Origin of the sequence: Streptomyces netropsis (assembly GCF_014203545.1) — a bacterium.
Classification (GTDB): domain Bacteria; phylum Actinomycetota; class Actinomycetes; order Streptomycetales; family Streptomycetaceae; genus Streptomyces; species Streptomyces netropsis.
This window is the reverse complement of the sequence record NZ_JACHJG010000002.1, coordinates 173,759-189,833: the sequence shown is the minus strand read 5'-3', so window position 1 is coordinate 189,833 and position 16,075 is coordinate 173,759. Positions and strand designations below refer to the sequence as shown.

The 16,075-nt window shown below is 75.4% G+C and carries 2 protein-coding genes (1 of these 2 only partly in view); both read right to left on the bottom strand.

What is annotated here, in order from left to right; translation table 11 throughout:
• A protein-coding gene (locus FHS38_RS05805) for a non-ribosomal peptide synthetase (RefSeq protein ID WP_184731456.1) crosses the window boundary here: on the bottom strand, positions 1 to 3,050 show its 5' portion. It extends 1,600 nt beyond the left edge of the window; 3,050 of the gene's 4,650 nt are visible here — the first part of the coding sequence; it begins with the start codon at positions 3,048 to 3,050; its stop codon lies beyond the left edge, outside the window.
• Positions 3,047 to 16,075, bottom strand: coding sequence for an SDR family NAD(P)-dependent oxidoreductase (locus FHS38_RS05800; protein WP_184731454.1), 13,029 nt, complete (start codon positions 16,073 to 16,075; stop codon positions 3,047 to 3,049). The genes FHS38_RS05805 and FHS38_RS05800 overlap by 4 nt, the downstream gene beginning before the upstream one ends.

Here is a 16,075-nt window from a genome sequence, read left to right as displayed (position 1 = left end):
GCCGCCACCGGTGCGGCGGGGCGGTCGCCGTGCCCGAAGCGGCGCAGCAGTTCGTCGACCGGGAGTGCCGTCAGCGGACCGGCGTCGACCTTCGCGTTGGGGGTCAGGGGGAACCGCGCCAGTGCCACGGTGCGGGAGGGGACCATGTACGCGGGCAGCCGGGCCGCGGCCTGCCGGACGGCGCCGGCCGCGGCATCCGCGTCGGCCGTCACGAACGCCACCAGCTGCGGGTGCCCCGGAAGGTCCTCGCGCACGACCACGCGGACGTCACCGACCTCGCCGGTGCGGCGGACGGCGGCCTCGATCTCCCCGAGCTCGATGCGGTGGCCGCGCAGCTTGACCTGGCGGTCGGCCCGACCGAGCAGCACCATGTCGCCGGTGGCCGACCAGCGGGCCAGATCGCCCGTGCGGTAGAGCCGTTCACCGGTCGACGGGTCGTGGACGAAGCGCTCGGCCGTCAGCTCCGGCCTGCCGCGGTAGCCCCGGGCGACGCCGTCGCCGCCGATCAGCAGTTCGCCGACCGCGCCGAACGGCACGGGGGCACCGTCGGGGCCGGCGGTGCGGAACGTGGTGTTGGCGATCGGGGTGCCCACACTGACGGGCCGGTTGCGGCGTACGCGCTGCGTGGAGGACCAGATGGTCGTCTCGGTCGGGCCGTACATGTTCCACAGTTCGTCGCACCGGTCCAGCAGCCGGTCCGCGAGCTCGGCGGTCATCGCCTCCCCGCCGCACAGCAGCTTGCGCACCCGTCCCGTCCACCCGGTGTGCAGCAGCATCTCCCAGGTGGCCGGCGTGGCCTGGACGATCGTCGCGCCCGACGCACCGAGCAGATCGGCCAGGGCGAACCCGTCCCGCACCATGTCCGCGGGCGCGATGTGGACGGCGGCGCCGCGGATCAGCGGGAGCAGAAGCTCCAGACCCGAGATGTCGAACCCGGCGGTGGTCACGGCCAGCAGCGTGTCGTCCTCGGCGCAGCCGGGACGCTCGGCCGTCGAGGTGAGCAGGTTGACCAGGTTGCCGTGACTGACCTCGACGCCCTTGGGCTCACCGGTCGACCCGGAGGTGTAGAGCACGTACGCGAGATCGGAGTCGCGGCAGGCGACCGGGCCGGACAGGGGGGCCGGGGCGGCCGGGTCCGTCGGCGCCGGGTCGGTCAGGGGGATGCGCACACCCGGCGTACCGTCGGGCAGCCGCCCGGCCAGGTCCGGGTCGAGGACCACGGCCGCCGGGCAGGCGTCGGTGGCGATGTGGGCGAGCCTCGCGGCCGGGAGGTCCGGGTCGAGGGGGACGTACGCGGCTCCCGCGGCCTGGACGGCGAGCAGTGCCACGATCAACGCGGCCCGGCGGCCCACGAGGACGCCGACCAGGTCGCCGGGGCGCACGCCCCGGGCGGCGAGGAGCCGGGCGAGGGCGTGCACCTGCCCGGCGAGCTCCGCGTAGGTCAGTGACCCCGTGGCGTCGACGACGGCGGTGCGTTCCGGGCCGCTCCGCGCGCGGGCGAGCACCAGGTCGGCGGCGGTGACGTCGCGTGGCCGGTCGGCCCGGGTGGCGTTGGCGCGTTCGACCGTCCGCCGTTCGGCCGCGGAGGTGGGTGCGAGGTCGCCGACGCGGCGGGCGGGGTCGGCCGTCACGGCGTCCAGCAGCAGCCGGTAGTGCTCGGCCAGCCGCTCGGCGGTGGAGCGGTCGAACAGCTCCGGGTCGTACTTGAGGTGCACGAGCGCACCGGAGCCGCGCACGACGACCTCGACGACGAGGTCGTTCTCGCCCTCCTGGGTCAGGTCGAGCGCGTCCCGGAAGACGGTCTGCCCGGCGGCCATGTCCTGGTCGCCGCCGACGCCCTGTTGCATGTGGAAGCCGATGGCGAAGCCCGTCCCGCCGTCCGAGGTCCGGCGGAGGTCGTCGACGACGGACGCGAAGGGGTACGCGCTGTGGTCCTCGGCCTCCGCCAGCCGCGTCCGGACGGCGTCCATGAGCTCGGCGAAGCTCCGGTCGGGGTCGCAGTCCACGCGCAGGACCACCGGGTTGACCAGGTAGCCCACGGTGCGGTCGAAGCGCTGCGAGGGGCGGCCGTCGGTCGGCACCAGCACGCTGATGTCGCGGTGCCCGGAGTGGCGGTGCAGCAGCGCGGCGAAGGCGCCGAGGACGACGCTGAACGGGGTCAGCCGGGCCGCGCGGGCGGTGTCCCGGACAGCCATCCAGGTGGCCTCCGGCAGCCGGAACTGCACCATCGCGCCTTCGGCGTGCGAGGCCGGTCCGGGCCGGCGGCGGTCGGCGAGCGCGCCGAGCACCGGTGCGGTCGAGGCACCGGCCAGGCGGTCGAGCCACCACCGCCGGTGCTCCTCGGCCTCGGGGCCGGCGAGCATCGTCCGCTGCCACCGCACGAACTCGGCGTAGGGGGCGGCGGGTTCGACGGACGGCAGCTCCCGCCCGTCGGCGAGCGCGTCGTGGCAGGCGACGATGTCGCGCAGCAGGAGGTGGCTGGAGACGCCGTCGGTGATCAGGTGGTGGAACACCAGCAACAGCAGCGTGGCACCGCCGGGCGCCGTGACGATCCACATCCGGTACAGCGGGTCGTGCTCGAGGTCGAACGGGAGACGCGCCAGGTTCCGGACGCGGGCGGCGAATTCCCCGTCGGTCACGTGGCCGAGGTCGAGCCGGGTCACCTCCGCGGGGCGGTCGGTGACTTCCTGCACCGGTCCGGTGGCGTCCAGCCGGACGGCGATGCGCAGCTCCGGGTGGCGCCGCACCACGGCGGCCAGCGCCTCGGCGAGCCGGTCCGGGTCGATGTCGTCGCCGAGCCACAGGCCCAGCGGGAGGTTGTACGACACGGCCTGGGGGTTGTTCGCGTGGATCGCCCACAGGGCGGCCTGTCCACGGCTGAGCGGGTACGGCCCGGGCTCGGGCGCCGGCTCGACCACGGGTGCGGAGGCGGGTGCGGAGGCGGGTGTGGAGGCCGGTTGCATCAGGCCCCGCAGCAGGAGCTCCGCCACGTCGTCGGACACCTCGCCGGTGGCGATCGCCGTCAGCAGTTCGCGCAGTTCGGTGCTCATCGTCCCGTTCCCCGCTTCAGTGCGGCCAGCGCGTCGTCCACGCTGACGGTTCCGTTCCGCAGACCGGCCAGGAGAGCCGCGACCCCGTCGGCGGCCGGCTCCACGGGCCGCGCGGAGGCCGGTGCCGGATCCGGCTCGCCCTCCTCGTGCCTCGGCAGCGGTCCGTACGCCTCGAACACGGCACGGGCCACCGCCCGCACCGTCTGCGCCACGCCGAACATCCGGGCCGGAATGTGCACGCCGTAGTCGGCGCCGAGGCGACGGCTCAACCGGCGCAGGCCGAGGGAGTCCACCCCCGCGTCGGACAGCACCCGGTCCACGGGCAACCGGTCGGGCCGCATCCCCATGTGCGCGGCCAGCAGTCCGCGCACGTGCTCACGGACGGCGGTCTCCGGATCACCGTCGACGGCTGCGGCCTCCACCACGGGCCGGGCGGCGGGCACCGGTGCGGCAGCAGGCGCGGCGGCGCGCGCGGGCGCGGCAGCCGCTGCCTCCTCCTCGGCCCGGTCCTCGGCGTCGGCCTCCGCACCGGCGCCGGCATCGGCGATCAGGCCCGCCTCGGCGGCCTGGACGGTGTCGAACCTCGCTCCGGGGGTGAGCCAGTAGCTCTCCCGGGCGAAGGGGTAGGTCGGTGCGGGCACCCGTCTGGGTGCCGCCCCCGGCCACAGCTCGCTCCAGTCGATCGGGGCGCCGCCGACCCACAGCCGGGCGACCTTGTCCAGCCGGCCGGCGTCCACCACGGCCCGCAGGTACTGGTGCCCCTCCGCCCCCTCCAGCAGGAGGGCCGTGGTGGCGTCCTGGCCGTCCCCGGCGAACACGCCGGGCGCGGCCGAGTCGGACAGCCAGGACTCCAGACCCGCCACCAGCGCGCGCGGCGAGTCGGCGACGACGGCCAGACGCTCGGAGAACGCCTCCCGGCCGGTCCGCAGCGTGTGGGCGAGGGCGGCCGGGTCGACCGCCTCGTTGTTCCCGGCCCAGCGGGCGAGACGTCGCGCGTAACTCCGCAGCCGCTCCGGGTCCTTCGCCGACAGCACGAACAGATGGGCCCCGGCCGGTCCGGCGGCCGGCTCCTCCCGGTACTCCTCCACCACCACGTGCGCGTTGACCCCGCCGAGGCCGAAGGAGCTCACCCCGGCCCGCAGCGGCGCCTCCGCTCCGTCGGGCGTGCGGACCCGCCGCCACGGCTCGCGCCCGTCCAGCACCCGCAGCGGGCTGCCGTCGAGGCGCAGCTGCGGGTTGGGCGTGTCCTGGTGCACGTTTCCGGGGATCTCCCGGTGCCGCATCGCGAGCAGCGCCTTGATCAGGCCGGTGACGCCCGCGGCCGCCTCCAGGTGCCCCGTGTTGGTCTTCACCGCGCCCAGCGCCACGTGCTGCTCCGCGCACACGGCACCGTGATCGGCGTACAGCTCGGCGAACGCCTTCTTCAGTCCCTCGACCTCGACCGGGTCGCCGAGTTCGGTACCGGTGCCGTGCGTCTCGACGTAGGTGACGGTCCGCGGGTCCACCCCTGCGCGGCGGTGCGCCTTGACGACGCAGGCGGCCTGCGCGTCCGGGTTCGGCGCGGTCAGCGAGTGGGTGCGGCCGCCGTGGTTCACGGCACTGCCCCGCAGGACGGCGTGGACGACGTCGCCGTCCGCGATCGCCGCGTCGAGGCGCTTGAGCACGACCACGCCGACGCCCTCGGCGCGGGCGAAGCCGTCGGCGCGCGCGTCGAAGGTGCGGCAGCGGCCGTCCGGGCTCAGCATGCCGGCCTGGCTCATGTCCACGAACAGCGTGGGCGAGGCCATGACGTTCACACCGCCCGCCAGCGCCACGTCGCAGTCGCCGTGCCGGATGGCCTCGGCCGCCCGGTGGACGGCGACGAGCGAGGACGAGCAGGCGGTGTCGAGGGTCTCGCTGGGGCCGTGCAGGTTCAGCAGGTAGGACACCCGGTTGGACATGATCGCGTGCGCCCTGCCCACCGTGCTGTACCCGTCGAGCGGGACGCCGAGGGCGTGCTGTAGTTCGAAGTAGTCGTAGGTGCTGCTGCCGATGAAGACGCCCGCGTCCGTGCCGGCGAGGGCGGACGGCCGGATGCCGGCGTCCTCGATCGCGGTCCAGGCGGTCTCCAGTACGAGGCGGTGCTGCGGGTCCATCGCCACGGCCTCGTGGGGCGGGATGCCGAAGAACTGCGGGTCGAACAGGTCGACCCGGCGCATGAACCCGCCCCACTTCGCCGTGGTGCGGAACTGCCCCGGCTCGGGCTCTCCGTGCAACCGCCGCCAGTCCCAGCGGTCCGCCGGGATCTCGCCGACCAGGTCGTCACCCGCGACAAGGTGCTCCCAGAACTCGTCCAGGTCGTCGGATTCCGGGAACACGCCCGCCATGCCGACGACGGCGACGGCGACGGGATCACCCGCGAAGGACGCCGGGGCGGGGGCCGGCTCCAGGACGACCGCCGGCGCCGGTGGCACGGTCGCGGCCAGGTGCGCCGCGAGGGCGGGGCCGTGGTTGTGGAGGATCTTGTCGATGAGGTCGTTCGCAGTGGCCACCCCGAAGAACGCGGCCGGCGTCAGGTCGAGGTCCCAGCGCGCGTTCACCTGGTGGCCCAGCCTCGTGTACATGATCGAGTCGAAGCCGAAGCGGCTGAGCAGGTCGTCCGGCGCGAGCTCGCCCGGGCGGATCCCGGCCACCTCGCGCAGGAGGGCCAGCAGTTCGTCGGCCGCGGCCGCGCGCCACGGTTCCCCGGCGGGGGCCGCGGCCTCGGCCGTGGCCGCGGGCACGACGGCGGGCACGACCGCGGCTGTGGGTCGCTGCTCGTCCGTGCCGGCCGCCGTCACACCGATGCGGGCGAGGAAGTCGTCCGTGCCCGAGACCACTGCCACCTGAACCTCCTGTCGGCCGAGCACCTGGCTCAGCGCTTCGAATCCCGTCTGCGGTGAGAGCGGGTGGACCCCTGCGGCGGTCAGCCGGTCGCGGTGGCGCTCGGTGAGCGCGGAACCGGCCCAGGCGCCCCAGTTCACGACCCGGACGGGGTAGGGCAGGTGCCCGGCGAGCGCACGCCCGACGGCGTCCTGGGCGGTGCATCCCGCCGCGTAGGCGGCCTGCCCGGGGTTCCCGAGGAAGGACTGGACCGACGAGAACACCGCGAGGAAGTCGAGCCGCCGGTCGCCCAGCGCCTCGACGAGCGCCGCGAGGGTCAGGGGCTTCGCGGCCAGGCCCCGGATGAACCAGCTCTCGTCCATGGCCGCCAGCGACCGGTCGCTCGGCACGGTCACCGAGTGCAGGACCCCGTGCACGACGCCCACGCGGTCGAACACGGCCCGCAGCTCGGCCGGTCGCGCGGCGTCCGCCCGGTGGACCTCCACCGAGGTGCCCGTCGGGTCGACGGCCCGGATCCGGGCGGCCTTGGCCGCGTCCGGCGCGGAGCGCCCGACGAGGACGACCTTGGCCCGGTGGAGCCGCACGAGCCGCTCCGCGACGTCGAGGCCCACGTCACCGGTCCCGCCGATGACCACGTACGTGCCGCCGTCGCGCAGCACGGGCGCGGCCGGCGCCGTGCCGTCGAGGGGCTCGAGCACCTCCTCGTACCACTGCCCGGCGCGCAGCGCGTAGTCACCGGGGACGGCGACCGTGACCGCGGCGGGGTCGTCCGCGCCGATGTCGACGGTGCTGACCCGCCAGCGCTCGCACTCGTGCCGCACCGACCTGGCCAGGCCCAGTGCGGCCGCGGCCATCGGGTCGGTGGGCGGGGAGCCCACCTCGGCGGCGTTGCGCGTCACGACCGTCAGCGAGAGTTCGCCGGCCGCGGCGGGACGCGACTGGAGGTGCCGGACGATCCGGAACAGGTCGAGGACTCCGGCCTCGCCGTGGACCACGGCGTGGACCGCGGCGGGTGTCGGCAGCGACGGGAGCGGCACACCGTCGACCCGGTGGACGGCGGCGGCCGGGAAGTCGTCGCAGCCGAGCACCCAGACGGGCCCGGTGACCGGGCCGCCGGCGGCCACGTCGGCGACGGGCCGCCGGCGCGGCGCGTACATCCCCGCCGGGGCGGCGGGGGCGGGCCCGGTGGACGGCTCCTGGGAGCCGACCCAGCACCGGCGGCGTTCGAACGGGTAGGTGGGCAGCGGAACCAGCACGCCGCCCTGCGGCCACTCGACCTGCTGCCCCGCGACCCAGCGGTCGGCGGGCGCGGTGCCGTCGTGGCGTGCCAGTGCGGGGTGGTCCGCGCCCTCGGCGGCGGCGGACAGCGCGGCGGCGAGCGTGTGCCGGTCGGCGGCGGTGACCGCCAGCCGTTCGGTCATGGCGTCCCGGCCGTGCTGGAGCGTGTACGCCATGTCGGCCAGGTCCGGTGTCCGGTCCAGGGCCGTGAGCAGTGCGGCCGCGTACCGGCGCAGGGCCTGTGGCGTACGGGCCGACAGGGGGAACACCCAGGGGCCGTGCGGGCGTTGCGGCGCCCGCGCGGGTTCGGCCTCCTCCAGGACGACGTGCGCGTTGACACCTCCGTAGCCGAAGGAGCTGATCCCCGCGCGCCGCGGCCGGCCGGGCGGGCGCGGCCACGCCTGCGCCGAGCGGACCAGGTGGAACGGGCTGCCGTCGAGGCGCAGATGCGGGTTCTGCTCGCCGAGGCCGGCGACGGGCGGCAGCACGCCGTGCTCCATCGCGAGGAGCACCTTGATCACCCCGGCGGCGCCCGCGGCGGATTCCAGGTGGCCGATGTTGGCCTTGACCGCTCCGACACCGCAGAAGGGCGCGGCCGGCATCGTCAGGCCCCGTCGGTTCAGCAGCTCGTCGAAGGCCAGCCGCAGGCCGTTGATCTCGACCGGGTCACCGAGCTCCGTGCCGGTGCCGTGCGTCTCCAGGTAGCCCACCGTGGTCGGGTCGCCTCCGGCGCGCTCGTGTGCCCGCACGATCATCGCCGCCTGGGCGGCGGGGTTGGGCGCGGTCAGCGACCGGGCCCGGCCGCCGTGGTTGACGGCGGTGCCGCGCAGCCAGGCCCGGACGCGGTGCCGGCGGGCCCGGCTCGCGCCGGTCAGCACCACGAGGCCGAAGCCCTCGCTGCGGACGAATCCGTCCGCCCGGGCGTCGAAGGTCCGGCACCGCCCGGTCGGGCTGAGCATTCCGGTGGTGCTGAGCAGGACGTGGTGGTGCGGCGACAGGACGAGGTTGATGCCGCCGGCCACCGCGATGGCGCACTCCCCCGAGCGGATCGCCTCGGCGGCCCGGTGGATCGCGACCAGGGAGCTGGAACAGCCCGTGTTGACCGGTTCGCTCGGTCCGTGCAGGTCGAGCAGGTAGGAGACCCGGTTGACCAGGATGGAGTGCGTGGTGGCGGTGGCCGCGTGGGCGTCGACCGGCACGTCCGCGGCCTTGCGGACCTCCTCGTAGTCGCTCGATCCGGCCCCGAGGAACAGACCGGCGTCGGAGCCGGCGAGCGAGCCGGGCGCCAGCCCGGCGTCCTCCAGCGCGGTCCACACGCCCTGGAGCACGAGCCGCTGCTGCGGGTCCATGCCCGCGGCCTCGTGCGGCGAGATGCCGAAGAACAGGGGGTCGAACATGTCGATGTCGTGGACGAAGCCGCCGCGGCGGGCGTGCACGCCGTCCGGCAGCGAGCTCCGGTCCCACCGGTCGGCGGGTACGTCGGTGACCAGGTCGTCGCCCGCCACGAGGTGCTGCCAGAACTCGTCCAGGTCGCGGCTCGCGGGCATGCGGCCGCTCATGCCGATGAGGGCGATCGCCTCCGGCTCGGCGGGGGGCGCGGCGGGACTCGTGGGGGCGGGGGCCGGGGCGGGGGCCGGCTCCGGCCGGTGTTCCGCCACGGTGGCAGCGGGCTCGACGGGCGCCGGAGCGGTGGCGTGCCGGTGGTGGAGTTCCGGGTGGTCGCGCACGAGGCGGTCGGCCAGGGCGCGCAAGGTGGGCGTCTCGTAGAACAGCGCGGGCGTCACCTCCAGACGGAACTCGTCGTTCAGCCGGCTCGCGAGGAGGCTGTAGCTGACCGAGTCGAACCCGTAGTCCCCGATGTCCCGGCCGAGGTCGAGGTCGTCGAGGGGGATGCCCGAGGCCTCCGACGTCAGGGCCAGGAGCGCGTCGGTGAAGGGGGCACCGGGAGTGCCGTCGGGCATGGCCGCGTCGTCCGCCCTGGCCACGATGATGTGCTGGAAGTTGCCGGTGGTCTCGGTGGATCCCGGCATCGCGGACACCGCGTCGTAGCCGGCCCCGGTGAGCAGCCCGGTCCAGCCGGGCACGTCCAGCAGCGGCGAGCCGGGCAGGCGCAGGGCGGTGTCGGTGTGGGCCCACCAGCCGTCGAACAGCCCGTAGGTGACCGTGGCGGCCAGGGTGACCGAGGTCAGTTCGTTGAGCAGCAGTTCGCCCCCGGCGCGCAGCACTCCGCGCAGGTGGCGCACGGCACGGCCCACGTCCGACGTGGCGTGCAGGACGTTCGCGCCGACCGCGAGGTCGAAGCCGTCCGCCGGGAAGCCCTGGGCGACGGGGTCGGTGTCCAGGTCGAGGCGCTTGAACCGCAGGAACGGGTACTGCTCGCCGAACTCCCGGCGGCCGTGGGCGAGGAAGGTGACCGACAGGTCGGTGTACCAGTACTCCACCCGCTCGCCGTACGGGCGGAGCGCGCGCAGCAGCCCCGCGGACGTGCCGCCGGTACCCGAGCCGACCTCCAGGATGCGGACCTTCGCGTCGGCGGGCAGCTCCGCCAGGCGGCGCTCGACGTGCGCGACGAGGTGCCTGGTGAGCAGGTCGTTGTAGAGGTCGCTGATGGGGTTGCCCCGGTAGACGCGTTCCATGAGCGAGGTGCCCGACGCGGGGAAGAGGAGCTCGGTGGCGAGGAGCTCGCCCCGCAGCAGTTGCGGGTAGTGCTCGAGGCACAGGGCCAGCAGCCGTACGAAGACCGCGGATCCGGGGTGTGCGTCGGCCAGCTTGCCGAGCCGGCGGAGGTGTCCGCCGGCGCGTGCCTCGGCGAGGGCGTCCGGGGTCGGGCGGTGGCGTCCGTCGCCGGCCTCGGTCAGGCCCGCGTCGGCGAGCATGTCCAGGACGGTGCGCAGCAGTCGTTCGTACCGGGGGGTGACCCCCACCCGGCGGGCGACCTCGTCGGCGTCCGGGGCCGGGCCCTGCCAGGCGCCCAGGCCGTCGAGCAGGGCGAGCAGGGTGCTGCCGGCGATCGTCGTCATCTGCCGGTCGAGCGCGTGGAAGTCGTCCACCACGCGGCGGTCCGTGGTGCTCGGCTGCCCGCCGGTCGGCGTCACGTCCGTGGTCCCCGTTCTCGTCGCTCCCATCCGTTCGCGTAATTCCTGGGTGCCGGGCACCACGACGGCCTGCGGTGCCGGCTGGCGGAGTGCTTCCACGAGCGCGGCGAATCCCGCCTCGGGGGTGATGGACCGGAAACCGGCCGCGGCCAGGCGGTCGCGGTGGGGGTCGTCGGCCACCGCGCCGACCGTGCCCCAAAAACCCCAGTCGACCGCGCGCACCGGGTAGGGCAGGCGGGCGTCGAGCGCATGGGCGTAGGCGTCCAGGAAGGTCGAGCCGGCCGCGTAGTTCGCGAGGCCGGGATCGCCCGTGAAGGACTGCGCGGAGGAGAAGAACACCAGGAAGTCCGGGCTCCGGCCGCGCAGGGCGTCGACCAGGGCCGCCGCGACACCGGACTTGGCCGCCAGACTCTCGGCGAGGTCCGCGTCCGAGAGGTTGCGCACCAGCCGGTCCCGCTGGACCAGTGCCGCGTGCACGACGCCGTGCACCGGGCCCGCCTCGTCGAGGACGGCGGCCAGCTGTCGGGCGTCGGTCGCGTCGGCCCGTACGTAGCGGATCCGGTCCCCGAGGTCGGTGCCGGGCAGCTCCCGGCGGCCGACCAGGACGACCCGCGCGCCGAAGGCCGCGACAAGCCGGCGGGCGATGGCCAGGCCGATGCCGCGGGCACCGCCGATGATCACGTACGTGGCGCCCCGGCGGAGCGGGACGGGGCCGTCGGTGGCCGGGGCGGGGCGCAGCACCTGGGTGTGCCGGACGGCTCCGGTGCAGGCGAGTCGGGTGCCGCGGGGCGCCGCCGTCACGAGGTCGGCGGACTCGTGGGCCGGGTCGAGGTCGACGGTGGCGACCGACCAGGCGGGGTGTTCGTTCTCCAGGACCCGGGCGAAGCCGACGATCCCGGCGGCGTAGGGATCGGTCACATGGCGGCCGGGTGCCGGGGCGGCACCGGTGGTGACGATCACCCAGTCGAGTGCGGTCAGGCGGGACCAGTCGCGTGCGTACCGGGCCAGCGCCTTGACGCCGGTGGCCTCGGCGCTCGCGACGCGGTCCGTCTCGTGCGCGGCGGCGTCCGTGGCGCCGGCCAGGACGTGGACCAGACGCGGCGTCACGGGCACCGGTGCCCCGAGCTCCACGAGGACCGCCCCCTCGTGACGGGCGGCCAGTTCACGGGCGAGGCCGGCGCGGTCGGGAGCGTGCAGCACCACGACCGGGCCGGTCGGCGTCGGGAGCGGGGCGGGTGCCGGGCAGGCCTCCCACACGGGGACGTCCAGCGGGGCGGGCTCGTACGGGGCGGCGGCTCGGGGCCGTTCGGTGGCCGGCGCGCCCACGGGCCGGGGAGTCTGCGCGGGGGGTGCGACGTCGACCCAGCACCGTACCCGGGCGAAGGGGTAGTGCGGCAGCGCCACCTTGCGCGCCTTCCGGTCGCGGTGCAGCGCGCGCCAGTCGGGGGCGGCGCCCGCCGCCCAGCCGCGTGCCAGCACGTGCGGGTCGGTGGAGTCCGGGGCGGTGGCGGTGCTCCGCCCGGTGACCGTGCCCCGGTAGCCGGCCGATTCCGAGCCGTCCAGGAAGGCGCGGAGCGCGGAGCGCAGTCCGGCCGTGTCCGAGGCGACCACGGCGAGCCGCTCCTCCATGGCTTCCCGGCCGATCTGCGTGGTGTAGGCGATGTCGGCGAGCTGGGCGTCCGACCCGGTGTCGTCCTGTACGGCCGCGGCGAGGCCGGCCAGCGTCGAGCGGGCGTCGACGTGCGGGGCCGGGCCGGGGAAGCTCTCCGCGAGCGCCCGCGCCAGCCTGCGCAGGTCGTCGATGTCCAGGCCGAGTTCGTCGAGCTCGGCCTCCGGGTCGGCACCGGTCAGGCCGGCCAGTTCGGCCACCTCCGGGAGCCGGTCGACGGCCGGCAGCCGCACGTACCGCTCCGCCAGCTCGCGCAGGGCCTGCGGGGTGCGTGCGGAGAGCAGCACGACCTGCGGTCCGACCGCGGCCGCGTCCGGAGCCCACGGCTGCGGGAACTCCTCGACGACGACGTGGGCGTTGGCCCCGCCGGCGCCGAACGCGCTGATGCCGGCGCGGCGCGGGGTGCCGGGCCCGGCGGGCCACAGCGTGGCCTCGCGCTGCACGCTCAGGCCCACGGCGTCCCAGTCGATGACCGTGTTGGCCGGGGCGGCGTGCAGGGACGGGACCAGGGTGCGGTGGCGCAGCTGGAGCAGCACCTTCGTCAGGGAGGCGATGCCCGCGGCCGGTTCGAGGTGGCCGACGCCGGACTTCACCGACCCCAGCCGGCACGGGGTGTCGCCGTAGACCTGGGACAGGGCCGCGATCTCGACGGGGTCACCGAGCGCCGTGCCCGTGCCGTGCGTTTCGATGTAGCCGATCGACGCGGGGTCCACGTCCGCCTTGTGCAGCGCCCGCCGCACCACGTCGGCCTGTGCGGTGGGGTTCGGTACGAAGAAGCCCCCGGCGCGTCCGCCGTGGTTGACGGCGCTGCCCTTGATCACGCCGAGTACGCGGTCGCCGTCCTCCAGCGCGCGGGCCAGGGGCTTGAGCACGACGACGCCGACGCCCTCGCCGGGCGCGTAGCCGTCCCCGCCGGCGCCGAAGGCGCGGCAGCGGCCGTCCGAGGAGACGAAGCCGACCTGGCTCAGGTGCAGGTACTTGTACGGGTGGACGATGAGGTTCACGCCACCGGCGAGCGCCAGCCCGCTGTCGCCGGACCGGAGGCTCTCGCAGGCCAGGTGCAGTGCGGTCAGGGACGACGAGCACATCGTGTCCAGCGCCAGGCTGGGGCCGCGCAGGTCGAGGAAGTGGGAGAGGCGGTTGGCCACCGCCGAGGAGAAGGACGTCGGCAGCACCGGCAGCCGGTCCTCGGCGCCAGGGCCGAGCATCTGGTACTGGGTGAACATCACTCCCGCGAAGACGCCCACCGGGCGCCCGGCCACGTCCGCGCGGGTCAGGCCGGCGTCCTCCAGGGCATGCCAGGAGGTCTGCATGAACAGGCGCTCCTGCGGGTCCATCCCCTCGGCCTCGCGCGGTGCGATGCGGAAGAAGGCGGGGTCGAACTCGTCGATGCCGTCGAGGAACCCGCCCCATTTGCTGTACGAACGCCCGGGGGCGCGCTCCGGCTCGTAGAAGCCGGCCGACGCCCAGCGCTCCGCCGGGATCTCGGTGACGCAGTCGCGTCCCGCCAGCAGGTTGGTCCAGAACTGGTCGAGGTCGTCGGCCATGGGGTACCGGCCGGCGACGCCGATCACCGCGATGTCCCGGTCGCCTTCCGGCTCCCGGTACGTCTCGCGGGGCGGAGCGCGGTGTTCGGCGTCCGGTGTGCCGTGGGGGGCCTCGGAAGCGCCCACGGGGTCAAGGCCCAGCGACCGGCGGGCCCGCTCCGGGTCGCCGTGGAGCACGACGACCTCGGTGCCGGTGAGCGTGAGTGCCTGCTCGAACACGTCCAGGCCGTCCGTCGTCGGCAGCGGGACCTGTCCCTGACGGCGGAACAGGGCCTCGGCCGCCGGGTCGGTGCGCATGCCGCCCTCGGCCCACAGGGGCCAGGCGAAGGAGGTCAGTCCGTGCTCGCGGGCGTAGGCGTCCATGAAGGCGTTCGCGGCGGCGTAGTCGCTCTGCCCCACGTTGCCCGCGACGCCGGTCACCGACGAGAACACGGCGAAGAAGTCGAGGTCCACGTGGCGGGTCGCCTCGTGGAGCAGCACCGTGCCGCGCACCTTGGGCGCGAGGACCGCCGACACGTCGGCGGCGGACTTGGCGGTGAAGAGGCCGTCCCGCAGCACGCCGGCCGCGTGGACGACGCCGTCCAGCCGGCCGTACCGGTCGAGGATGTCCGTGACCAGGGCGGACACCTCGGACGGCACCGTCACGTCGGCGCGGAGGTAGCGTCCGGCGGACGGCTCCGGCTGCGGCGTGCGCCCGGTCAGGACGGCCGTGGCTCCCCGCGCGGTGATCCGGGCGGCGAGTTCCCGGCCTATGCCGCCCGCCCCTCCGGTGATCAGGTAGACACCGCCGGGCCGGACCGGGGTCGCGCCGCCGAGGTCCGCCTCGCGGTAGCGGCGGACGTGGCGGCGCCCCGGGGTGTGCCGCACCCAGGCCTCGTCCGGGTCGCCGAACTCCGCGAGCAGCGCCTCCGGATCGGCGGGGCCGTCGCACTCGACGGCTGTGATCGCGAGGCGTGGCTGTTCCAGGCGTACGGTGCGGGCCAGCCCGGCCACGGCGGCGGCGACCGGTGCCGGTCCCACGTGCACGACCGGCACCGGGCAGTCCGCGAGGGCCTGGGCCAGGGCGAGTACCTCGCAGCAGGCCGAGCGCACGGCCTCGGGGAGGTCGGCGGCGGCGTGCTCCGCCACGTGCAGGACCGCCTCGGGCGGGGTGCCGAGGTCGGCGACGAGCAGCCGCAGGTCCGACGCCTCGCCGGGACGGACCTCGTACGCGTGGTGCGCGACGCGGCGGAAGGCCGTGCCGCGTCGCGCGGTGATCTGGCCGGGCCGGACCCGGAGTTCGCCGATCACCAGCAACGGTCCGGTGGCGGGCGCGGCGGGCCGGGGTGCCGACTGCCACACACCGGTCAGGCAACCGGTCCGTGCGGGGGTGTCCTCCGTCGGTGCGGCGGCGGTCGTCCGGGTGCGCCGGTCGTCGGGGAGCAGTCCCACGAGGTGGTCCGCGACCGCGTCGACCGTCGGGTACTCGAACAGCAGGGTCGGGTGGAGCGCGATGTCCCAGCGTTCCTCGAGGGTGCGGACCAGGGTGAGCAGGTGGGTCGACTCCAGTCCGAGGTCGTAGAAGCCGCGGTCGCCGTCCACCACGAGAGCGGGGTCGCCGACGGCACGGCGGACCAGTTCGGCGATCTCCGCCCGGATGTCGGCCGGTTCGCCGTCCGTGCTCGCGGGCGTCACGGAGGCGGCAGGACCGGCGGGGGGCGTGGCGAGAGCCGACGTGGCGGACGACGTGGCGGTGGTGAGCCGGGTGATGGCCGCCGTGGAGCGGACCCGCTTGAAGGTCAGGCCCGTGAACCGGGCGGCGGGCGCGCCCGAGCGGTCGTACAGCTCGATGTCGGCCTTCACCACGTCGTCACCGGCCCCGGCCGGGCCGAGACGCAGGTCGACCGTGCAGGCGTCGCCGAGGGTGCGGGCCGCGCGGAAGGAGGCGATGTGCAGGGGGACGAGCGGGCGCCCGTCGGCGTCCGCACCGTCGAACGCGAGCGCGTACGACTGCATGGTGGAACCGTCGAGCAGGGCGGGGTGGAGCAGGAAGTCGGCCGCCGTGGCGCGGGCCTCGTCGCCGAGTGCGAGCTCGGACCGCACGCGGTCCGCCGTCGCCCGCAGGGTGCCCGCGCACCGCATGAACGCCCGGTGCTCGATGCCGGCCGACCGCCCGGTCGCGTACACCTCGCCCACGTCGCGCGGGGTGCCGGGGGCCGCCGTTTCGAGGGCGCCGGTGAGCGGGGGCAGACCGGTGCGCAGGGTCGCCCGGAGGTGGGTGGTCACCGCGTCGTCGACGGGGGTGCCGTCCTGCGTGCGGCGGCTGGTCGCCGTCACCTGGAAGACGTCGCCGTCGGGTTCGAGTTCGACGACGATCTCGCGGTCGAAGGACTCGGTGGTCACGACCGGCTCGACGAACAGCACGTCGCACAGCTCGGTCCCGTCCAACGGGACGTCGCGCGCGGCGAGCAGCCGGCAGACGATGTCGAGGAAGGTGACACCCGGCAGGGTGCGTACCCCGTGCACCCGATGGTCGTCGACGATCGGGTTGTCCCGGTTCAGGTGCAAGACGCAGCGAACGGACCGTCGGTCCAC